Raw genomic sequence first — 19,804 nt, 5'->3', positions numbered from 1 at the left:
GTTTTTGTTGTCTAAAATTAGTCATTCTGTGGCTAGCCAACGTGGAACTCGCAGTGTAATCACTAACCCTCCCTGTTCGCCATTTCTTGCTTCAACCTGCCCGCCATGTGCCAGAATCACTTTACGGGTAATCGCCAATCCCAAGCCATAGCCTTTGCCTGACATCGCTGACTTCACACGAACAAAGGGGTCGAAAATACTGGAGAGTTGGCTCTCTTCCACCCCAGGCCCCTGATCCGCCACCTGAATCTGATAACACTTATCGAGCGGAGAAAGTGTGACGCTAACTTGCTGCCCATAGGCTGAAAAACGCAGCGCATTGCGCACGATATTATCAAAAGCTCGTCGCATCAATTCAGCATTGCCTTTAACGGTGTATTCAATAGCGGGTAACACTTGCAGGAGGATTTCTACCCCCGACACCTGAGCCTCAAAACGGGCGTCATTCACCACCACTTTCACTAACTCGTGCAAATCAAAGTACTCGTCATCATCTGCCAGATTGTGATTTTCAGCGCGGGATAGTGCCAATAGCTCGCCAATCATCTTATCCAGGCGTTTCGACTCATGCTCAATACGCTGTAACGCACTTTCGACGTTAACCGGGTTTTGGTGTGCCAGCCCGATGGCTAATTGTAAGCGAGCTAATGGGGAGCGTAACTCATGAGAAACGTCATGCAATAGCTGTTCACGGGCGCTAACCAACACCTCAAGGCGCTCGGCCATTGAGTCAAAGTCCCGCGCCACGTCGGTCAGTTCATCGTGACGGCGGCGCATCACTGGCAATAATCGCACTGACAAATCCCCTTGAGCGACTCGCTCAAAACCCGCACTTAGCTGGCGCATTGGCCGCGTCAGGTTCCAGGCCAAAAGCGCGCTAAAGAACAAGCCACCTAACACCCCCATCCAAATCATCGGGATAGGAATATTCAGGATCTTATGGCGGTTCTCATCGGAGCCGTTTCGTGGATTGAGCGCACCCAGATCATCAATATCGTAGCTTTTAGCAGCAGTTTTTCAATGGTTTACTCTGTGAAATCCATTATCACCGCATTTATCTGCTCCAGTTTGATTGGCGTGGTTTTTGGTTTCTTCCCCGCTAAACGGGCAGCACAAATGGACCCAATAAGAGCATTGGAACGAGAGTAGGGTTTATATAGCAAGAGTAGGAGTTATATTTTGCGCAATTGATCGGGGGGTGTGTTGGGGCACTCCCTTTCAAAAACACCGGTCGATAAATATCGGTCCCCACGATCACAGATAATCGCTACTATCAACGCGCCTGGATTTTCGGCAGCGACGCGCAAGGCACCAGCTACCGCGCCACCAGAGCTAACACCACAGAAGATCCCCTCTTCTGTGGCCAGCCGGCGCATAGTCTGCTCTGCCGAAATCTGCGCGATATCCAACACTAGATCCACCAGCTCAGGGCGGAAAATTCCCGGCATATACTCCGGTGACCAACGGCGAATCCCCGGAATACTGCTGCCCTCGGCCGGTTGCAGGCCGATAACCGCAATATGCGGATTCTGGCTTTTCAGATACTGGCTTACCCCGGTAATGGTGCCGGTGGTGCCCATGCTGGAAACAAAATGGCTCACTTTACCGACAGTTTGTTGCCAGATTTCCGGCCCAGTGCCGGTGAAATGCGCATAAGGGTTATCCGTATTATTAAACTGATCTAACACCTTACCTAGCCCTTCAGCCTGCATCAGTAATGCCCTATCGCGCGCACCTTCCATGCCCTGCTCGCGGCTAACCAAAATCAGTTCTGCACCATAAGCGCGCATTGCCGCCTGCCGCTCTTGGCTCATATTTTCCGGCATCAGTAATTTCAGCTTATAACCCTTCATGGCGGCAATCATCGCTAGCGCAATGCCGGTATTACCGCTGGTGGCCTCGATCAACACATCACCCGGAGCTATTTCGCCACGCAATTCTGCCTGTTGGATCATCGTCAGTGCGGCACGGTCTTTCACCGAACCGGCAGGATTATTGCCTTCCAATTTGACCCAAATCTCAGCATTTAGACCTTGGCTCATCCGTTGCAGTTTTACCAGTGGGGTGTTGCCGATGCAGTGTTCGAGGGTTGTCACTTTGAATACCTATTAAATACCCTTCCTCCTTGAAGTGGCAGCGGTGTTCGCGGTTCTCACGAACCCGAATCACTTACTTATGTAAGCTCATCGAGATTCGCTCGTTAGCCGCCTTGCTGCCACTCCAATGACGTTGGGTATGATTCTGTGTTTACAAAAAGAAGAAAAATTTATCAGGCGCTTTGGGCTAAAGCAATGGGTTGCAATAATTGATCGCCAGAATATAAGCGTGCGTTTAGCCCGCCGACGTAATAGCGATTACCGCGCACCGGTGCATCAATGTTGCCTTCCGGCAACACCACGCTGATCGGATCCTGATGCCACCCAATAGGTTGTACCGTCAGTTGCCAGAAGTGACCACGCGGGCTGACTTCAAGCACCTGAACCGGCAGCGGGCAGCGCGAGCTGGATTGAGTATTGACTTCCATCTCCCACGGTCGCAGGAAGAGATCAACGCAGCCCTGGTGCATCGGAGCTAAATCTAACGGCCAATGGTGCGCGCCGATAAATAACTGTGAACCGCGAATCTCACCACTCAAACGGTTAACTTCACCGAGGAACTCCAGTACGAAACGGGTCGCCGGGTCGCGCCACACTTCATCTGGCGTGCCAACTTGTTCGATATTGCCCTGACTCATCACCACCACGCGATCAGCCACTTCCATCGCTTCTTCCTGATCATGGGTGACAAAGACACTGGTAAATTTCAATTCTTCGTGTAACTGACGTAGCCAACGTCGCAGCTCTTTACGCACTTGCGCATCCAATGCACCAAAGGGTTCATCCAATAACAGAATTTGTGGTTCAACGGCCAGCGCACGCGCCAGCGCAACACGTTGCTTCTGCCCGCCAGAAAGTTGTGATGGATAGCGGTTAGCCAGATGGCCTAATTGCACCATCTCTAGCAACTGCGCCACTTTCTGCTTAATCGCCGCCGCATTTGGCCGCTCACGGCGCGGCAATACAGTCAGGCCAAACGCGATATTATCGAACACCGTCATATGGCGGAACAAGGCGTAATGCTGGAACACAAACCCGACACGTCGATCGCGGGCATGGAGGCGGCTGACATCAGTGCCGTGGAAACTTAAACGCCCGGCGTTCTGGTTTTCCAGCCCGGCAATAATGCGCAATAAGGTGGTTTTTCCTGAACCAGAAGGGCCAAGCAGTGCCACCATCTGACCAGACGGAATATCAAGCGAGATGTTGTTCAGTACTTTGGTGCGACCAAAATACTTGCTGATATTATCAATCTCAATGCTCATGCTTTTGCTCCTGTTCGAGACGTACAACCTGACGCGCAAGACGCCATTGCAGGCCGCTTTTCAGAAAAAGGGTCACGATTGCCATCAAGGTCAACAGCGCGGCGGCGGTAAATGCCCCGGCGGTGTTGTAATCCTGATGCAACAACTCAACTTGCAGCGGCAAGGTGTAAGTCTCGCCACGAATAGAACCGGATACCACTGAGACTGCACCGAACTCACCAATAGCGCGGGCGTTGGTCAACACCACGCCATACAGCAATGCCCAGCGAATATTGGGCAGTGTCACGCGGCGAAACATCTGCCAGCCTGAGGCTCCTAACAGCACCGCAGCCTCATCTTCCTGACTGCCCTGACTCATCATCACCGGCACCAGTTCACGTACCACAAATGGGCAGGTGACAAAGATGGTCACCAGCACCATACCGGGCCAGGAGAACATCAGTTGAATATCGTGAGAATCCAACCAGCTACCTGCCACACCATTCGAGCCATAAAATAGCAGATACATCAGGCCGGCAACCACCGGTGAAACGGCAAACGGAATATCAATTAACGTCATTAATAGCTGGCGGCCGGGGAAGACAAAGCGCGTCACCAGCCAGGCCAGCACTACACCGAATACCAAATTGACCGGCACGGTAATCAGTGCCACCAACACCGTCAGCCAAATAGCATGCAGCATATCCGGATCGAGTAAGTTCTGCCCGACCACCGCCATCCCTTTGGAAAAAGCAGTGATAAAGATCCACACCATCGGGATCACCAGCAATAGCACCGAGAACACCGCGCCGATGGCGATCAGCGTCCATTTACCCCAATTGACAGGCGGGCGAGCTACACCGTTAAATTCTGTGATATCCGCCATCAGTGCCCACCTATCCGCCGACCAAAGCGACTTTGTAACGTGTTAATACCGAACAACAACACCAGTGAAACCGCCAAAATAACCGAGGCAATGGCGCTGGCGGCCGGGTAATCAAATTCTTGTAAGCGGATGAAAATCATCAGCGAGGTGACTTCCGTCTTCCAGGCGAGGTTACCGGCGATAAAGATAACCGCGCCGAACTCACCCAAGCTGCGGGTAAAGGATAATGCCGTGCCAGCTAACAAGGCCGGTGCCAGTTCTGGCAACACCACTAATCGGAAGCTCTGCCAGCGGCTGGCACCCAGAGTTTCCGCCGCTTCTTCATATTCCGGCCCCAGTTCTTCCAACACCGGTTGTACGGTGCGCACTACAAACGGCAGGCTGGTAAAGGCCATCGCCACCGCAATCCCTAACCAGGTAAAGGAGACTTTGATGCCGAACCACTCGTTTAACCAGGCACCGTACCAGCCAGTGGTCGAGAACAGAGTGGCGAGCGTCAGGCCCGCTACCGCAGTGGGCAAGGCGAACGGTAAATCCATCAAACCATCCAGCAAACTGCGCCCGGGGAACTGATAGCGCGTCAAAATCCACGCCATCAACATGCCAAATACTGCATTGAAGACACTCGCTACACCCGCGGCCAATAAAGTGACTTTATAAGCGGCAACCACCTGAGGGTTAGTGATTACCTCCCAGTACTGTGCCCAGCTCATCTGGGCCACTTGCATCACTAACGCGCTGAGCGGCAATAACAAGATCAGGCAGGTGTAAAGCAGGCTGCTCCCCAGACTGAGGGTAAATCCGGGCAGAACCCGTTTACTGGATGCCGACAACATTACTGATGCCCTTGCGCTAACAATTTATCCAGCACGCCGCCGGTGGTGAAGTGGGTGCTCATCACCTGTGGCCAGCGACCAAATTGATCTTCAACGCGGAACAGTTTGGTATCAGGGAATTGGGATTTGGCTGCTGCCATCACTGCTTTATCGTAAACACGGTAGTTGAAGCGGGTAATGACCTGCTGTGCCGGTGGGCTGTAGAGATAAGTGAGATAAGCTTTGGCGGCTTTTTTACTGCCATTCTTCTCGACGTTTTTATCCACCCAGGCCACAGGGAACTCCGCCAGAATATCCACTGGCGGGACAATGACTTCATACTTGTCGCTGCCATACTCTTTGCGGATATTGTTGACTTCAGATTCAAAACTGATCAGCACATCACCCAAGCCACGCTCAACAAAAGTGGTGGTAGCACCACGCCCGCCGGTGTCAAAAACCACCACGTTTTTCAGGAAGCGCTTCATCCAATCACGGGTTTTGGCCTCGTCTTTGCCATTAGCTTGCTCGGTGGCTCCCCAAGCGGCCAGATAGGTATAACGGCCATTACCAGAGGTTTTTGGATTCGGGAATACCAGTTTGACGTCTTCACGCACCAAATCATCCCAGTTGTGGATATTCTTGGGATTGCCCTTACGTACCAGAAACGCCATCGTGGAGTAGAACGGTGAGCTGTTGTTGGGTAAACGCGCCTGCCAATCAGCCGGAATAAGATTGCCGCGGTCATGCAAGATTTGCACATCGGTGACCTGGTTATAGGTCACCACATCCGCTTTCAGCCCTTGCAAAATGGCCAATGCCTGTTTGGAAGAACCGGCATGAGATTGTTTGATAGTCAGTTTGTCGCCGGGATTCTGTTGTTCCCACTGCTGCTGGAAGCCGGGGTTGAGCGCGGTGAATAACTCGCGCGAAACATCATAAGAGCTGTTGAGCAACTCAGTGGCAGCCGCCGTTGCGCTGCCAAAAATTAACGTACTAAATAAGGCAACAACGGGCCATCTATTTTTCTGTGTGAAAATCTGTTTCATTCTGCACCTTATTCACTGAGTCACCGCGTTCACATTCATTCAAAATGCTGTGCCTTTAATATGCTCAGTGTATTTATAACTAGGCGCATACCTATAACGCTTTTATATACCGTTTAGTGATGTTCAAGTATCAAATGCTCTAAGCCAGCAACAACGCTGGTCGCCAGCCACTCTTTTTTACCCATTAAAAAGCCCGGCTAAACAGCACCGAGCAATAAAAAGCGTTTTTAGCTAAAAATATTATTTCTGTGTAACAACGCTGGCACGTACCGGGCCGATAGCACCAAGAATGGCTTGCCGTCGATGGCATCGACCCGATGGGCGAACCCAGCGCGGTACCAAGGCTAAGATATTGCGCAATGGATGCCCCTAAAATCGGTGCCAAAGCCCCCACATTGTAGGTAAAACCCAACTCCGCCGCACGCTGAACAGTATCAAAATAGCCGCTCGGAAGTTTTGATAATAACCCGGCGATGCAACTGCATGGTATTGATGCCGGCAACCCACGTCAGCCACTACGAGCGCGAACCAAAGAGCAAAAACAAGTGGTACTTAATAAAATACGCGATGCAGTCGCTATTTAGATTGGCTCCCAAAATAGGCCGGATATCCGGCCTTTCGTTATTATAGCGATAATAATTTAGTCAGCGATGGCGCGAAGTAATAACTGCCAGTCACCGGTTTGCTAAAACGCAATAAAGCATCGTACTTGTTATCTAGCTCACCAAACATACTCAACAACTGCTGCTCGATATTATGTAAGCGCGCACAATAGGCAATGAAATATAAACCGTGTTTACCGCTGGCAGTACCGTAAGGCAAACTTTGGCGCAGGATTTTTAAGCCTTTACCATTCTCTTTGAGGTCTACTCGGCTGACATGTGAAGTGACCGGGCGCTGATCGGCAGGCAACTCTTGGCTGTCATGCTTGGTACGCCCCACAATTTTCTCTTGTTCATGTTCAGATATGCGCTGCCAGCCCTTCAGATTATGTTCATAACGCTGAACCAGCACATAACTACCACCGGCATCTTCTTTGCCATCAGCGATGACTGCCACGTCCGGCCGGCTCTCCCCTTGTGGGTTTTCGGTTCCATCAATAAACCCGGTAAAATCACGCTCTTCAACCCAACGGAAGCCATGTGTCTCTTCTTCAACGGTAATTGCATCGTCAAACGCTGCAACAGCGGCCTGCGCTAACGTAAAATTAATATCCTGACGCAATGATTGGATATGAATCAACAAGTCACGTTGAGTTGCAGGTGCCAATCCTTTACCCAATGGAGCAAAGGGTTTTAACTCACTCGCACCTTGGCCGCAGGATAAGTCATGCCAAATATCTGAGCCAAAAGCGATCACCGCCCCTAAATGCTCATTAGGGAATTTCTGTTGTAATTCTTGTAATGATTGACAGAATTTTTTGCTCCCCTGACGAATGGCATCTAAATCGCCCTTCACTTTTGCTTCCATAAAAATGGCGAAACGACAATGTTCCAGCAGGATGCCACTCTGAACCTGAGTCATGTTTATTTCCTCGCTAAAAACCGGTGTTAATTATGCGGGATATAATAGCTGAAACGATTAGGATTACCTTGCGTAAGCGCAAAATAAAATTAGGCAGAGCGTGCGATACCAACGGTGGGATTTATATTAAGGCACCCAAATCAGTGGCCGTGCCTTAATATAGAAATAAGAATCAGAGAATACGATTTATTCGCTTTTGGCGCGCCAAATAATCTTGCTCACTTTCCAACTTTGCAAAGTGTCATCAGATGGCATTAAGCCCTCTGGCCCATGCCAGTTACCATCAAATAAATAGCTGACATGCTTACTGTCAGGTGCCGCACACTCGATTTGAGCGGCATCATCACCGCTCCCTTTATGGCATGAACCGAATGCTTTTTTATAGAGTTCACTAAATGGTGTACCAATTGTGACACCCCACTGGCTGGGAATTGTCTTATCCATGACATCAATACGCTCTACTGTGCCTTTGGGCTGTCCGGAGATAACCAGCTTGATTTGGTCCTCTTTCATCGCCTGATAGAAGGAAACCAGTTGACCGTCATTGGTAGCCATGCCACTACGCAGCCGATAATCACCTTTCAGCCCTGCTTTGATATCGTTCTCAATCAACGGGGTATTGGCGGTAATGCCACCTACGCCTTGCTCCGTCACCTGCATACTGCTGCTAAACCAATTGAGCGGCGACAGGCTGGACCAGGAAAAACCTGACATTGTTGAACACCCGGCCAACAACAAAGGGGTACTCAGTAGTACCAAACGCACCCCAGACAACCGTGGGCGAGTATTCATCTAAAGCTCCTTAAAAAAACCACATCCGATGAGCTTTTCTGCATGGTGTAAAATGCAGAGACAGCTACATGTGCAGTTTAAAAATGATAACCAGTGGTTGGAGTCCACACAACGAAGAAAGTGCCATAACCGTGCGGTTTTTAATTATCATGATCGGTCAACGAGGGACTTACCCTACACTTGCAACGCGTAAAAACCACCGTAACGATTGATAAAATATATGTTAGCCCCCATTTAATCACTGGGCCACAATATTTGAGAATGCCTTAAGACAAACTTGGTCTACTATTGGCTACCAGAGAGGCATGTATGGTCTCTGCTTCCAAACGTAATGATTCATTCATTGAAGGAGCAATAAAATGAAGAAATTAACCTTAGCTGCAACCTTGGTTATGCTATGCAGCACACCTTTCCTGGCACAAAGTGCAACCAATCCTGCGCAAGGGGGCTTTGATGGCCCGGCGACGACACAAACTCAACCGGCAACTCAGGGTGGCTTCTCAGGCCCAAGTGCGACCAATACCACGGTAGAAAAAGTCAAAACCATGCGCGACGACACTCGTGTTACTCTGCAAGGTAATATCGTCGAGCGTTTAGGCCATGATACTTATACTTTCCGCGATGGCACCGGTACTATTACCGTTGATATTGATAGTAAATACTGGAACGGTCAAACCATCACTCCACAAGATAAAGTACAAATCGAAGGGAAAGTGGATAAAGACTGGAACTCGGTAGAAGTTGATGTAAAAAGCATCACCAAGATTAAGTAATTAATCGTTACCCTATCCTCTATAACCTTGATGGGTTTATGAGGGTAGGGTTATTGGCGGATTATTTAGCCGCAATTTACTGCAAATGGGGTGGCTGAAAAAGTATCAACTCAATGGGTTACTTTAACCAACCCTCAATACCCCTGATCGACAATCAACCGTTTGCCCAGCATGATGCTGTCTTGCGTTTCGTAATCCAGCTTTTCATACATACCAATTACCGCGTCATTGTCTTCGCGCACCATGATATTGAGCTTCGGGCAGCCACGGGCGATGAGTTTCTTCTCAAGGCGGCTGATCAGCGCATTGGCAAAGCCACAACCACGATAGTCAGGGTGAACACCCAGATAATAAGCTGACCCACGGTGCCCATCGTAGCCACCCATAATTGAGCCAACAATTGCGCCATTCACCTCAGCGACTAAAAACAACTCCGGATCGTGATTCAACTTACGCTCAATATCCATCTCTGGATCATTCCAAGGCCGCTGCAAGTCACAATGCTCCCATAGCGAAATCACTTCTTCAAAATCGTCTTGCTTAAATACGCGGATTTCCATGTGTTCGTACCGTTGAGTTAAGGGATATTCTGATTATCGTGGCAATATTATATCACGCAATATTAAAGTGATATTTTCCAGAGTGATAGTGGGTAATGACATTTGATAAAAACCAGATAAATCTCGTCAATCCTTTTGCACATTACGCGCTAATCCACACGGAGAGTACAACAATGACGGCAAATCGGGGTATACTTGGCTCTTAAAAATTTGCAGACTTATAGAACCTTTCTGATGAATTCACCCGATATCACCCAAATCAAAACCTACCTGCTGGCTTTGCAGGATAAAATCTGTGCTGCGCTGGCACAAGCCGATGGCCATGCGGCGTTCACAGAAGAGAGCTGGACTCGCGAAGAAGGTGGCGGTGGCCGCAGCCGGGTCTTGGTCAACGGGGCGGTATTTGAGCAGGCGGGCGTTAACTTCTCTCATGTGTCTGGTGCCGCACTACCGGCATCAGCGACAGCGCATCGCCCTGAACTGGCTGGCCGCAGTTTCCAGGCGTTAGGGGTGTCGCTGGTAATTCATCCACTTAGCCCTTATCTGCCCACCAGCCATGCCAATGTGCGTTTCTTTATTGCTGAGAAAGCCGGTGAAGATCCGGTGTGGTGGTTCGGGGGTGGTTTTGATTTAACCCCCTACTACGGCTTTGAAGAAGATGCCATTCACTGGCACCAGACCGCTTATCAGTTGTGTCAGCCCTTTGGGGACGAAGTCTATCCGCGTTATAAAAAATGGTGTGACGATTACTTCTATATCAAGCACCGTGATGAGGCGCGTGGAATTGGCGGCCTGTTTTATGATGACTTGAACAGCCCTGATTTTGACACCTGTTTTAACTTTACTCAGGCGGTTGGCGACGGTTTTCTTGCTGCTTATATGCCGATTGTTGCGAGGCGCAAAGCACTGAGCTGGGGTGAACGGGAGCGTCAATTCCAGCTTTATCGCCGTGGCCGCTACGTTGAATTTAATCTGGTGTGGGATCGCGGCACTCTGTTTGGCTTGCAAACTGGGGGGCGCACGGAATCTATTTTGATGTCACTGCCGCCACTGGTACGCTGGGAATATAACTATCAGCCGGCAGCGGATAGTGCAGAAGCGGTGTTGTATCGCGACTTTTTGCCGGTAAAAGAGTGGCTGACCGCAGAGGAGCAGCACTGATGCAAATTTGGGTTGATGCGGACGCCTGTCCGAATGTCATCAAAGAGGTGTTATTTCGCGCCGCCGACCGTACTGGTGTGATGGTCACTTTAGTCGCCAACCAGCCGTTGAAAACGCCGCCGTCAACGTTTATCCGCACCTTGCAGGTGGCGTCCGGTTTTGATGTTGCCGATAACGAAATTGTGCAACGGGTAGAAAAGAATGATCTGGTTATCACCGCAGACATCCCCCTGGCGGCAGAGGTAATTGAAAAAGGCGGTATCGCGCTAAATCCTCGCGGCGAGCGCTATACACCAGATACCATCCGCGAGCGGTTAAATATGCGAGATTTTATGGATACCATGCGCGCCAGCGGTATTCAGACCGGTGGCCCTAATACCTTAAATCAGCGTGACCGCCAGCAATTCGCCAACGAGCTGGATAAATGGTTACAGCAAGCGGCAAGAAGCCGATAAGCAAAAAACCGCGCAGCGGGTTGAGTTACTGACAAACCCATTTTTCACACTGAGATTGGCGGGGCGACGGCACCGATGGGCGCACCGGCGGCGCACGCCGCTACGACCCATCCGGCACATTTCCCCGCTTATCAACATTGTTAAAGGTCTAAACCCGCCGCAGCAGGTTGAAGTGAGCCATTGAATACTCAAAGCCATTGGTATTGCAGCCAGGCAGCAATTGAGCGAATCCCGCTGAACTTACACAGATAAGTGACTCGGGTGAACAAAAGCCGCTAATAACGCTGCAATGCTAAGAGCGAAGAGTATTTATAGCGGTTCGGTTTGTGCTTCAACTACCGCTAATGCCACCATATTCACGATGCGGCGTACCGACGCAATCGGTGTCAGGATATGCACCGGTTTCGCCACACCCATTAGCACCGGCCCCACCGTTACCCCTTCCGATGACGTTACGCGAAGCAGGTTATAGCTGATACGAGCCGCTTCCATATTTGGCATAATCAGTACGTTAGCCGCACCTTTCAACGGGCTATCCGGCATCAGGTTGTGGCGAATGCTTTCTACCAGCGCCGCATCACCGTGCATCTCACCGTCAATCTCCAACTCTGGTGCCATCTGATTAACCAACTCCAGAGTGCGGCGCATTTTACGCGCAGCTGGGCAGTTTGAAGTGCCAAAACTCGAGTGAGATAACAGCGCCACTTTTGGCTCAATACCAAAACGGCGCACCGTTTGCGCTGCCATCAAGGTAATCTCGGCCAGTTGTTCCGGTGTTGGATCGTCATTGACGTAAGTATCAGCGATAAAGGTGTTACCGGTTGGCAACAACAGCGCATTCATCGCCCCCGCCACATGCGCTCCCTCACGGAAACCAAAGACTTTCTCTACCACATCATAATGCTCATGATAGGTGCCAATGGTGCCGCAAATCATTGCGTCAGCTTCACCTCGATGTACCATAATGGAGCCAATCAGCGTCGTATTGCCAATTACCGCACGGCGGGCTTGTTCTTGCGAAACACCACGGCGCTTCATGATTTGATAATATTCGTGCCAATACTCGTTAAAACGAGGATCTGACTCGTTGTTGACCACCTCGAAATCTTTGCCCGCCGTAATTTGTAGGCCCAACTTCTTCAAGCGAGTCTCAATCACACTCGGGCGACCAATCAGAATAGGATAGGCCAGCCCTTGCGAAACCAGCTCCTGAGTAGCGTGCAGCACCCGCTCCTCTTCCCCTTCCGCCAAAACTACCCGCTTCATCTCTTTTTTCGCCTGCGAGAAGATAGGCTTCATAAACAGGTTGGTTTTGTAGACAAATTCAGACAATTTTTCGACATAAGCATTGAAATCAGTGATTGGCCGGGTTGCCACACCGGAGTCCATCGCCGCTTTCGCTACTGCCGGCGCGATTTTCACAATCAAGCGTGGATCGAATGGTTTAGGAATAATATATTCAGGGCCAAACGAGAGATCCTGTTCCCCATAAGCAGAAGCAACCACATCGTTCTGTTCCGCCAACGCCAAATCGGCAATGGCATGAACACAAGCCAGTTTCATCTCTTCGTTAATCGTAGTCGCACCGACGTCCAGTGCCCCACGGAAGATGAACGGAAAGCACAGCACGTTGTTGACCTGATTCGGATAATCCGAACGACCGGTACAGATAATGGCATCAGGGCGCACCGCTTTGGCCAGTGGCGGCAAGATTTCAGGTTCAGGATTCGCCAGCGCCAAAATCAACGGGCTGGGTGCCATTGTTTTCACCATATCTTGCGTAAGCACACCGGGGCCGGAGCAGCCGAGGAAGATATCCGCATTGGGGATGGCATCGCCCAAAGTGCGCTGACCGTTATCTTCGATGGCATAGGCAGCTTTGGTTCCTTCCATGTTGGCCTCACGGCCTTTATAAATCACACCTTTGGAATCACATACCGTTATGTTGTGCTGCTTTAATCCCAACGCCACCAACAGATTTAAACAGGCGATCGATGCCGCTCCTGCGCCAGATACCACCAATTTCACATCGCTTATCTGTTTATTCACAACGCGCAGGCCATTGAGCACAGCGGCGGTACAGATAATCGCAGTTCCGTGCTGATCATCATGGAACACCGGGATCTTCATACGCTCACGCAATTTCTGCTCGATATAAAAACACTCTGGCGCTTTGATATCTTCCAGATTGATACCGCCAAATGTCGGCTCCAGCGAGGCGATAATATCAATCAGTTTGTCCGGATTAAGTTCATCAATTTCAAGGTCAAAGACATCAATACCTGAGAATTTCTTGAACAGCACCCCCTTGCCTTCCATCACCGGCTTACCGGCCAATGCGCCGATGTTACCCAAGCCCAGCACTGCGGTGCCATTGGAAATTACCGCAACCAGATTACCGCGCGCCGTGTATTTGTAGGCCGCCAACGGATCTGCGGCAATTTCCAAACACGGCGCAGCAACACCGGGGGAGTATGCCAGCGCCAAATCCCGTTGGGTGGCTAGCGGTTTGGTCGGCGATACCTGAATCTTCCCTGGCGTAGGAAATTGGTGAAAATCAAGCGCACTCTGTTTCAATTGTTCGTCCATTGTAGGTTCCCTTGCTTTTATGCTTTGAGGCGGTAGAGAAACAGTATAGTGAGTCATTTATCACAATCTATGAAGCAGGCCATACTCTGCATAACATTTTTGCATCAAATGAAGAATTTACTTATCAATCAGAGGGAATCATCAACAATCAGGGGAAATAAGTGCCGCAAGCAACGCGGCAGTATCAGGTGAGGAAGGTATTTATTGGAACCAATTATGAATCTGAGCATACTGCAACAGCATAATCGTTTTACCATCTTTAATATGGCCATCGGCCATCATGGCAATGGCTTCGCTAAATAGCAGCTCGACGACGTTAATTACCTCATCTTCCACCCCAACGTTATCGGTGACTTTTTGGTCAGAATGATATTCAGCGGCGAAGAAATAGATTATTTCAGTGACGCCACCCGGCGACATATAAGCCTCAAACAGCTTCTGTACTTTATCAATTTGATAGCCAGTTTCTTCCATCGCTTCACGGCGGATGCACTCTTCCGGCGAATCATTATCCAGTAAACCGGCGCAGGCTTCCAGCAACATACCGGTGGGATTGCCATTGACATAAGTTGGCATCCGGAATTGGTCAATCAGAACTACCGTTCCCTTCTGACGGTTATACAGCAGAATAGTCGCGCCATTGCCCCGGTCATAGACCTCACGAATTTGCTGTACCGCAGTGCCACTTTCGGTTTTTAAATCATAGGTATATTTGCGCAGCTTAAACCAGTTTTCAGATAACAGTTCTTCTTTTACATTTTCAATTTTGACTGACATAAGACCTTCTTTACTCCTGACAACACCATGAGATTTTATTCACTTAGATAACGTCAGTCCCTGCTTATTTGCAATAGAAACAAGTGTAAAAAAAAATGCCCCGATAACGGGGGCATTTAAGAAGAGTGTAATTAGGCGTTTTACTGTTAGAAGCCGTTAGGTACTTCTTTCATATCTGGCAACTTATGCGCAATCCCTTTGTGGCAATCGATACAGGTTTTCCCTTCAGTAATCGCTTTGCTGTGCATTTTCGCCGCCACCGTTTTCTGGGCGGTGAAATCCATATTGTCAAAGTTATGGCAGTTACGGCACTCTTGCGAGCCGTTAGCTTTCATCCGCGCCCACTCATTCTCAGCCATTGTCAGGCGGTGAGCCTCAAACTTCTGCGGTGTATCAATCAGGCCAAAGGTCTTGGCATACAGCTCTTTACTGGCTTTTATCTTACGCAGCATCTTTGGTCCCCACTCATGGGGAACGTGACAATCAGGGCAAGTTGCTTTCACACCACTGCGGTTGCTGTAATGGATGGTTCCCATGTATTCCTGATACACGTTGTCTTTCATTTCATGACAACTGATACAGAATTTCTCGGTATTCGCCATCTCCATGCCGGTATTAAAACCGCCCCAGAAAATGATGCCACTGACAAAACCAATCAGCAGTAAAGTACCGAGTGCCAGGCGGCTTGGCCTGCGCCACCACTGCCATATTCGTTTGATAACACCGGGCTTTTTAATCTCGCTCATAACTCATCTCGCTCATTTCGGTTATTGGCCAAAGCCGGGTGCAGGCTGAAAGCTGTTACCGACAATCGGGGCTGCATCGGTTTGTGGCACATGACATTGCAGGCAGAAATAGCGGCGCGGAGACACTTCGCTGGAGACTTTGCCATCACGATCAATAAAGTGAGTCGGGCTGATACGCGGTGCACCGGTGGTACGATAGTGCTCAACCCCGTGGCATTGCAGGCAACGGTTGGTGTTTTTACTGATCTGATAACCATCCACACTATGCGGGATCAGTGGTGGTTGATTGACATAGTTCAGCGCCATCCGCTGTTGCTGTTTCGGCATTTTCACTTTGCCTTCAGCCGTACCGGAGACTTCCGGCGATTGAGATAAATCCATATCGACATTGCTGGCAGCCGTTGCCACGCCAGCTATCACCAATATTGCCAACAGTGATATGACTGACAAAAACCGGCGGTTTAATGATGTAAAAATCGAGTTATTCATTATGTTCTCCTGAGTACACCGTCTTTCCTGAGCATCCCTGGATAAGCGTTATAAGTGATTGCCGAGGCCCGCCCCGCAGGGCAGACAACGCGTATTACGCAACCACACGCTCCAGTTTCACTGCACATTTCTTAAAGTCAGTTTCTTTGGACAGTGGATCGGTGGCATCAAGAGTCAGGTTATTGACTAACTGCGCCGCATCGAAGAACGGCATGTACACCAGCCCTTCTGGTGGGCGGTTACGGCCACGGGTTTCCACCAGAGAAATCAGCTCACCACGGCGTGATATCACTTTCACCTTGTCGCCACGGTGTAAACCGCGCTTTTTGGCATCCAGCGGATGAATGAATAACACCGCCTCAGGGAAGGCTCGGTGTAACTCAGGTACACGACGGGTCATCGAACCCGTGTGCCAGTGTTCCAGCACGCGGCCGGTTGATAGCCACAGGTCATATTCCTGATCCGGACTTTCCGCCGCGGGTTCGTATGGCAGAGCAAAAATCACGGCTTTACCATCAGGTTTGCCGTAAAAACGCACCTCTTCGCCTTTCGGTACAAAGGGATCAAAGCCTTCGCGGTAACGCCAGAGCGTTTCTTTACCGTTAACCACCGGCCAGCGCAGGCCGCGCTCTTGATGGTAGCGGTCAAAAGGTGCCAGGTCGTGGCCGTGACCGCGACCAAAATCGGCATACTCTTCAAACAGACCTTTTTGCAGGTAGAAGCCGAAATCACGCGCTTCGTCATTCAATTGGTCGGCTGGGATTTCACTCAACGGATATTTGTTTACCACACCGTTGGCAAACAACACGTCATACAGTGTCTTGCCGCGATATTCCGGTTTTTTATTGATGAGTTCGGCAGGCCAAACCTCTTCCACTTTAAAGCGTTTAGCGAACTCAACTATCTGCCACAAGTCAGATTTTGCCTCACCCGGTGCCGATACCTGCTGACGCCAGAATTGGGTGCGGCGTTCGGCGTTACCGTAAGCGCCCTCTTTCTCCACCCACATCGCAGTCGGTAGAATCAGGTCGGCAGCCAGCGCACTAATGGTCGGATACGGGTCAGAAACCACAATGAAGTTACGCGGATCACGCCAGCCCGGCATACGATCTTCGTTGATATTCGGGCCAGCCTGCATGTTGTTGTTACACATCACCCAGTAGGCGTTGAGGGTGCCATCTTTCAGCGCCCGGTCTTGAGCTACGGCGTGTAAACCGACTTTATCCGGGATAGTGCCAGCCGGTAGTTGCCATTTGGTTTCAGCAATTTGGCGATGTTTCTCGTTGGTTACCACCATATCTGCCGGTAGGCGGTGCGAGAACGTCCCCACTTCACGCGCAGTACCGCAAGCCGAAGGCTGGCCGGTCAGGGAGAATGGGCCAGAGCCTGGTTTTGAGATTTTGCCGGTCAACAGATGCAAGTTGTAGCACATGTTATTGGCCCAGACGCCGCGGGTATGTTGGTTAAAGCCCATCGTCCAGTAGGAGACCAGTTTCACTTTCGGATCAGCATACAATTGCGCCAGCGCTTCCAGTTGATCTTCCGGCACGCTACTCATTTTTGAGACTTTTTCTAGCGTATATTCCGCCACAAACGCTTTGAAATCATCAAAGCTCATTGGCTCAGAAGCATCACTGCCTGGATTCTTGGCTGCTTTTTCCAGTGGATGAGTTGGCCGTAAGCCGTAGCCGATATCCGTTGCACCGCGACGGAAATTCACATGGCGGTCAAGGAAGCCCTGATCAACGGCATTGTTTTGAATAATGTAATTAGCGATGTAATTCATGATAGCCAGATCAGTCTGCGGGGTGAAGATGATCGGGTTATCTGCCAACTCAAAACTGCGGTGTTCGAAGGTCGATAGCACGGCAATTTTGACGTTGTTATCGGTCAGGCGGCGGCTGGTCATGCGCGACCACAAGATCGGGTGCATTTCCGCCATATTGGAGCCCCAGAGCACGAATGCATCTGCTTCTTCAATATCATCGTAGCAACCCATTGGCTCATCCATACCAAAGGTACGCATAAAACCCACTACAGAGGATGCCATGCAGTGACGGGCATTCGGGTCCAGGTTGTTGGAGCGGAAACCGGCTTTTAGCAGCTTGGAAGCAGCATAACCTTCCCACACCGTCCACTGGCCGGAGCCAAACATCCCCACTGCGGTCGGGCCTTTCTCTTTGAGCGCATTTTTGAATTTCAGCTCCATGATATCAAAGGCTTTTTCCCAACTTATCGGGGTAAAGTCACCTTCTTTATCATACTGGCCGTCTTTCATCCGCAGCAGTGGCTGAGTCAGTCGGTCTTTGCCGTACATGATTTTTGGCAGGAAATAGCCTTTTATACAGTTCAGACCACGGTTTACCGGTGAGTCGGGATCACCTTGTGATGCCACGATACGGCCATTTTGTGTGCCGACTAACACCCCACAACCGGTACCACAGAATCGGCAAGGCGCTTTGTCCCATTTTATTGCATTTGCGTTGTCACCCACGACCGCCTTAGCGACCGTCGGTATGGTCAATCCAGCGGCGGCGGCGGCGGCAACCGCGGCGTTGGCTTTCATAAAATCCCGGCGACTGAGTTTCATGGCATTTCCTCACCTTGGCTTTCCTGCTGGTGATAAACCAGCGATACAGCCAGCACACCATCCAGATTCCGTGCTGACTCAATATAATTCAGGAGCACGTCTGAGCGCGCCGCCTGCATAACAACAACCAATTTGCCCTGAGCGGCATCACTGGTGGGTATTTCTGTTCCCGGAATCGCCAGCAAGCTGTCAATTAGCGCCGCTATTCGTGCCGGTTTGGCCTGCAACACCAATCCACAGACATGCCATTCTTTATCTTCCATCGTCGCTCCGGGTGAGGGTTACTGCCTGAACCGGGCAACTGGGTACACAGGCACCACATCCGGTACAAGCAGGAAGGTCTAATTCGGGCCGGGCAATGCCATTGAGACGCGGACGAAATCGAATCGCTCGGGTTTCACAACTATCCTGACAGCTACGGCATTCAATGTTGTGCAACGGCAAACAGCGCTCTGATATGCTGACTTTAATCGACCAGGCGGTCAGCTCTGTTGAGAAAAACACCCCAGCATCACAAGCCTGTACGCATTGCTGACAAAAGCTGCATTCAGCACGTTGAAAATCTATTTCGGGGAATCCGCCACTTCCAGCAATTAAGACGCCCGTTTCACAGGCAGAGACACACGCATGGCAGCGGGTACAACCTGCGATAAAATCGCTTTCCGCTACCGACCAGGGTGGCCGGATAACGCTGTTTGACGATTTATCTGCCTGCCAAAAACCCGTCAGTAATTTACGCCGCGATAAATCAGTCATACTGATATCCTTAACATCTACTGGCGCGCCTGCATGTGGGTAGAGAATATTCATTTAAAACCCGAATAGAGCTATCGGGATGATAATTATTCTTATTTGTTTTAATAAAAGAAATTCCTCTGTGTCTGTTATATAAATACTCAATAGTTGGTAATAAAATAATTACTCTTTATGGTTAATCTCCCGTATATATTGCGCAAGATCAATTAATTTGGTGGTTATTTTTCTGTTTTCTCACTATTAAATCGATTTGCGTTATTTCCTTTTTTATATAACGATTCATTTAATGAGAATGAGTATCAAAATCAGATGGTATACTGAACATTATTTCTTCATATAAACTGCTGCTGTAAATGAACCTGGCCAGAGTTTTGAGGTACACTTAGAGGAGAGTTTTACTAACAATAATGGATAACGTAGCCCACTAAATTGGCTATCACCATGACGATAATCCGTATTCAGCAACCAGACGTTTAATTTCTATACTCATAGATTTCAAATT

Annotated in this window: 19 protein-coding genes and 3 pseudogenes; 5 read left to right on the top strand and 17 right to left on the bottom strand. The window is 49.8% G+C overall.

Translation table 11 applies throughout. The features are described from left to right. Positions 1-21: 21 nt before the first annotated feature. Positions 22-1,002 (bottom strand): annotated as a pseudogene (locus AT01_RS17925) (ATP-binding protein); the annotation flags it as partial. Between AT01_RS17925 and AT01_RS17920 the strand changes: the two are divergent. Continuing rightward, positions 940-1,149 carry a hypothetical protein gene (locus tag AT01_RS17920; protein WP_042548116.1) on the top strand — a complete coding sequence of 70 codons (210 nt, stop codon included), beginning with the start codon at positions 940-942 and terminating at the stop codon, positions 1,147-1,149. The pseudogene AT01_RS17925 and the gene AT01_RS17920 sit on opposite strands and share 63 nt — an antisense overlap. A 23-nt stretch (positions 1,150-1,172) precedes the next feature. Here the strand turns inward: AT01_RS17920 and cysM are convergent, their stop codons facing one another. The 6 genes and pseudogenes from cysM to AT01_RS21440 form a co-directional block, all read right to left on the bottom strand. Continuing rightward, positions 1,173-2,096, bottom strand: a complete 924-nt coding sequence (cysM, locus tag AT01_RS17915) for a cysteine synthase CysM (RefSeq protein WP_042548115.1) — start codon at positions 2,094-2,096, stop codon at positions 1,173-1,175. 173 nt (positions 2,097-2,269) lie between these two features. Then, positions 2,270-3,361 carry a sulfate/thiosulfate ABC transporter ATP-binding protein CysA gene (gene cysA, locus AT01_RS17910; protein WP_042548114.1) on the bottom strand — a complete coding sequence of 364 codons (1,092 nt, stop codon included), beginning with the start codon at positions 3,359-3,361 and terminating at the stop codon, positions 2,270-2,272. Next, positions 3,351-4,226, bottom strand: coding sequence for a sulfate/thiosulfate ABC transporter permease CysW (cysW, locus tag AT01_RS17905; RefSeq protein WP_042548113.1), 876 nt, complete (start codon positions 4,224-4,226; stop codon positions 3,351-3,353). The genes cysA and cysW overlap by 11 nt, the downstream gene beginning before the upstream one ends. After that, complete coding sequence (gene cysT / locus AT01_RS17900; RefSeq protein ID WP_042548112.1) at positions 4,226-5,062, bottom strand: sulfate/thiosulfate ABC transporter permease CysT; 837 nt, start codon at positions 5,060-5,062, stop codon at positions 4,226-4,228. Before cysT ends, cysW begins: the two co-directional genes overlap by 1 nt. Further along, entirely contained in the window at positions 5,062-6,090 is a 1,029-nt protein-coding gene (locus tag AT01_RS17895) for a sulfate ABC transporter substrate-binding protein (RefSeq protein WP_042548111.1), read from the bottom strand. The genes cysT and AT01_RS17895 overlap by 1 nt, the downstream gene beginning before the upstream one ends. A gap of 322 nt (positions 6,091-6,412) precedes the next feature. Next, a pseudogene (locus AT01_RS21440) lies at positions 6,413-6,565 on the bottom strand (MFS transporter); the annotation flags it as partial. Here AT01_RS21440 and AT01_RS21865 point away from each other — a divergent pair. Next, a pseudogene (locus tag AT01_RS21865) lies at positions 6,561-6,674 on the top strand (N-acetylneuraminate lyase); the annotation flags it as partial. The pseudogenes AT01_RS21440 and AT01_RS21865 sit on opposite strands and share 5 nt — an antisense overlap. Positions 6,675-6,714: 40 nt before the next feature. Here AT01_RS21865 and AT01_RS17890 read toward each other — a convergent pair. After that, positions 6,715-7,614: a Dyp-type peroxidase gene (locus AT01_RS17890; RefSeq protein ID WP_042548110.1), complete on the bottom strand. Its 900-nt coding sequence runs from the start codon at positions 7,612-7,614 to the stop codon at positions 6,715-6,717. 186 nt (positions 7,615-7,800) lie between these two features. Further along, on the bottom strand, positions 7,801-8,406 hold the full coding sequence (locus AT01_RS17885; protein WP_042548109.1) for an RpoE-regulated lipoprotein: 606 nt from the start codon (positions 8,404-8,406) through the stop codon (positions 7,801-7,803). Between the two features lie 359 nt (positions 8,407-8,765). Here AT01_RS17885 and AT01_RS17880 point away from each other — a divergent pair, with 359 nt between their 5' ends. Next, a complete protein-coding gene (locus AT01_RS17880) occupies positions 8,766-9,179 on the top strand; it encodes a YgiW/YdeI family stress tolerance OB fold protein (RefSeq protein WP_042548108.1) in 414 nt (137 codons plus the stop codon). A gap of 134 nt (positions 9,180-9,313) precedes the next feature. On the opposite strand, the gene AT01_RS17875 is transcribed toward AT01_RS17880, so the two are convergent. Beyond that, entirely contained in the window at positions 9,314-9,739 is a 426-nt protein-coding gene (locus tag AT01_RS17875) for a GNAT family acetyltransferase (RefSeq protein WP_004703706.1), read from the bottom strand. 234 nt (positions 9,740-9,973) lie between these two features. Here AT01_RS17875 and hemF point away from each other — a divergent pair, with 234 nt between their 5' ends. Then, entirely contained in the window at positions 9,974-10,900 is a 927-nt protein-coding gene (gene hemF, locus AT01_RS17870; RefSeq protein WP_042548107.1) for an oxygen-dependent coproporphyrinogen oxidase, read from the top strand. Then, positions 10,900-11,355: a YaiI/YqxD family protein gene (locus tag AT01_RS17865; protein WP_042548106.1), complete on the top strand. Its 456-nt coding sequence runs from the start codon at positions 10,900-10,902 to the stop codon at positions 11,353-11,355. Before hemF ends, AT01_RS17865 begins: the two co-directional genes overlap by 1 nt. Before the next feature lie 309 nt (positions 11,356-11,664). On the opposite strand, the gene maeB is transcribed toward AT01_RS17865, so the two are convergent. From maeB to napF, 7 genes are all read right to left on the bottom strand, one after another. Continuing rightward, the gene (maeB, locus tag AT01_RS17860; protein ID WP_004703702.1) at positions 11,665-13,944 is read right to left on the bottom strand and encodes an NADP-dependent oxaloacetate-decarboxylating malate dehydrogenase; all 2,280 of its coding nucleotides are present in this window, start codon (positions 13,942-13,944) and stop codon (positions 11,665-11,667) included. A gap of 201 nt (positions 13,945-14,145) precedes the next feature. Further along, positions 14,146-14,721 carry a GDP-mannose pyrophosphatase NudK gene (gene nudK / locus AT01_RS17855; RefSeq protein WP_042548105.1) on the bottom strand — a complete coding sequence of 192 codons (576 nt, stop codon included), beginning with the start codon at positions 14,719-14,721 and terminating at the stop codon, positions 14,146-14,148. A 146-nt stretch (positions 14,722-14,867) separates the two neighbouring features. Beyond that, a complete protein-coding gene (gene napC, locus AT01_RS17850) occupies positions 14,868-15,467 on the bottom strand; it encodes a cytochrome c-type protein NapC (RefSeq protein ID WP_004703698.1) in 600 nt (199 codons plus the stop codon). A 21-nt stretch (positions 15,468-15,488) separates the two neighbouring features. Further along, positions 15,489-15,956 carry a nitrate reductase cytochrome c-type subunit gene (gene napB, locus AT01_RS17845; RefSeq protein ID WP_042548104.1) on the bottom strand — a complete coding sequence of 156 codons (468 nt, stop codon included), beginning with the start codon at positions 15,954-15,956 and terminating at the stop codon, positions 15,489-15,491. Positions 15,957-16,050: 94 nt separating this feature from the next. Beyond that, a complete protein-coding gene (napA, locus tag AT01_RS17840; protein ID WP_042548103.1) occupies positions 16,051-18,546 on the bottom strand; it encodes a nitrate reductase catalytic subunit NapA in 2,496 nt (831 codons plus the stop codon). Beyond that, positions 18,543-18,809 carry a chaperone NapD gene (napD, locus tag AT01_RS17835; protein WP_042548102.1) on the bottom strand — a complete coding sequence of 89 codons (267 nt, stop codon included), beginning with the start codon at positions 18,807-18,809 and terminating at the stop codon, positions 18,543-18,545. Before napD ends, napA begins: the two co-directional genes overlap by 4 nt. Continuing rightward, the gene (gene napF / locus AT01_RS17830) at positions 18,799-19,302 is read right to left on the bottom strand and encodes a ferredoxin-type protein NapF (RefSeq protein WP_042548101.1); all 504 of its coding nucleotides are present in this window, start codon (positions 19,300-19,302) and stop codon (positions 18,799-18,801) included. Before napF ends, napD begins: the two co-directional genes overlap by 11 nt. Positions 19,303-19,804 lie beyond the last annotated feature (502 nt).

It is taken from the genome of Yersinia aldovae 670-83 (genome assembly GCF_000834395.1).
GTDB lineage: Bacteria > Pseudomonadota > Gammaproteobacteria > Enterobacterales > Enterobacteriaceae > Yersinia > Yersinia aldovae.
This window is presented reverse-complemented; position numbering and strand designations above follow the sequence as displayed.

What these genes read in the sequence shown, in the direction of transcription:
- AT01_RS17920 (WP_042548116.1), top strand. Translation starts at nt 940, where the DNA reads ATGGCGGTTCTCATCGGAGCCGTTTCGTGGATTGAGCGCACCCAGATC.
- cysA (WP_042548114.1), bottom strand. Translation starts at nt 3,361, where the DNA reads ATGAGCATTGAGATTGATAATATCAGCAAGTATTTTGGTCGCACCAAA.
- cysW (WP_042548113.1), bottom strand. Translation starts at nt 4,226, where the DNA reads ATGGCGGATATCACAGAATTTAACGGTGTAGCTCGCCCGCCTGTCAAT.
- cysT (WP_042548112.1), bottom strand. Translation starts at nt 5,062, where the DNA reads ATGTTGTCGGCATCCAGTAAACGGGTTCTGCCCGGATTTACCCTCAGT.
- AT01_RS17895 (WP_042548111.1), bottom strand. Translation starts at nt 6,090, where the DNA reads ATGAAACAGATTTTCACACAGAAAAATAGATGGCCCGTTGTTGCCTTA.
- AT01_RS17890 (WP_042548110.1), bottom strand. Translation starts at nt 7,614, where the DNA reads ATGACTCAGGTTCAGAGTGGCATCCTGCTGGAACATTGTCGTTTCGCC.
- AT01_RS17885 (WP_042548109.1), bottom strand. Translation starts at nt 8,406, where the DNA reads ATGAATACTCGCCCACGGTTGTCTGGGGTGCGTTTGGTACTACTGAGT.
- AT01_RS17880 (WP_042548108.1), top strand. Translation starts at nt 8,766, where the DNA reads ATGAAGAAATTAACCTTAGCTGCAACCTTGGTTATGCTATGCAGCACA.
- AT01_RS17875 (WP_004703706.1), bottom strand. Translation starts at nt 9,739, where the DNA reads ATGGAAATCCGCGTATTTAAGCAAGACGATTTTGAAGAAGTGATTTCG.
- hemF (WP_042548107.1), top strand. Translation starts at nt 9,974, where the DNA reads ATGAATTCACCCGATATCACCCAAATCAAAACCTACCTGCTGGCTTTG.
- AT01_RS17865 (WP_042548106.1), top strand. Translation starts at nt 10,900, where the DNA reads ATGCAAATTTGGGTTGATGCGGACGCCTGTCCGAATGTCATCAAAGAG.
- maeB (WP_004703702.1), bottom strand. Translation starts at nt 13,944, where the DNA reads ATGGACGAACAATTGAAACAGAGTGCGCTTGATTTTCACCAATTTCCT.
- nudK (WP_042548105.1), bottom strand. Translation starts at nt 14,721, where the DNA reads ATGTCAGTCAAAATTGAAAATGTAAAAGAAGAACTGTTATCTGAAAAC.
- napC (WP_004703698.1), bottom strand. Translation starts at nt 15,467, where the DNA reads ATGAGCGAGATTAAAAAGCCCGGTGTTATCAAACGAATATGGCAGTGG.
- napB (WP_042548104.1), bottom strand. Translation starts at nt 15,956, where the DNA reads ATGAATAACTCGATTTTTACATCATTAAACCGCCGGTTTTTGTCAGTC.
- napA (WP_042548103.1), bottom strand. Translation starts at nt 18,546, where the DNA reads ATGAAACTCAGTCGCCGGGATTTTATGAAAGCCAACGCCGCGGTTGCC.
- napD (WP_042548102.1), bottom strand. Translation starts at nt 18,809, where the DNA reads ATGGAAGATAAAGAATGGCATGTCTGTGGATTGGTGTTGCAGGCCAAA.
- napF (WP_042548101.1), bottom strand. Translation starts at nt 19,302, where the DNA reads ATGACTGATTTATCGCGGCGTAAATTACTGACGGGTTTTTGGCAGGCA.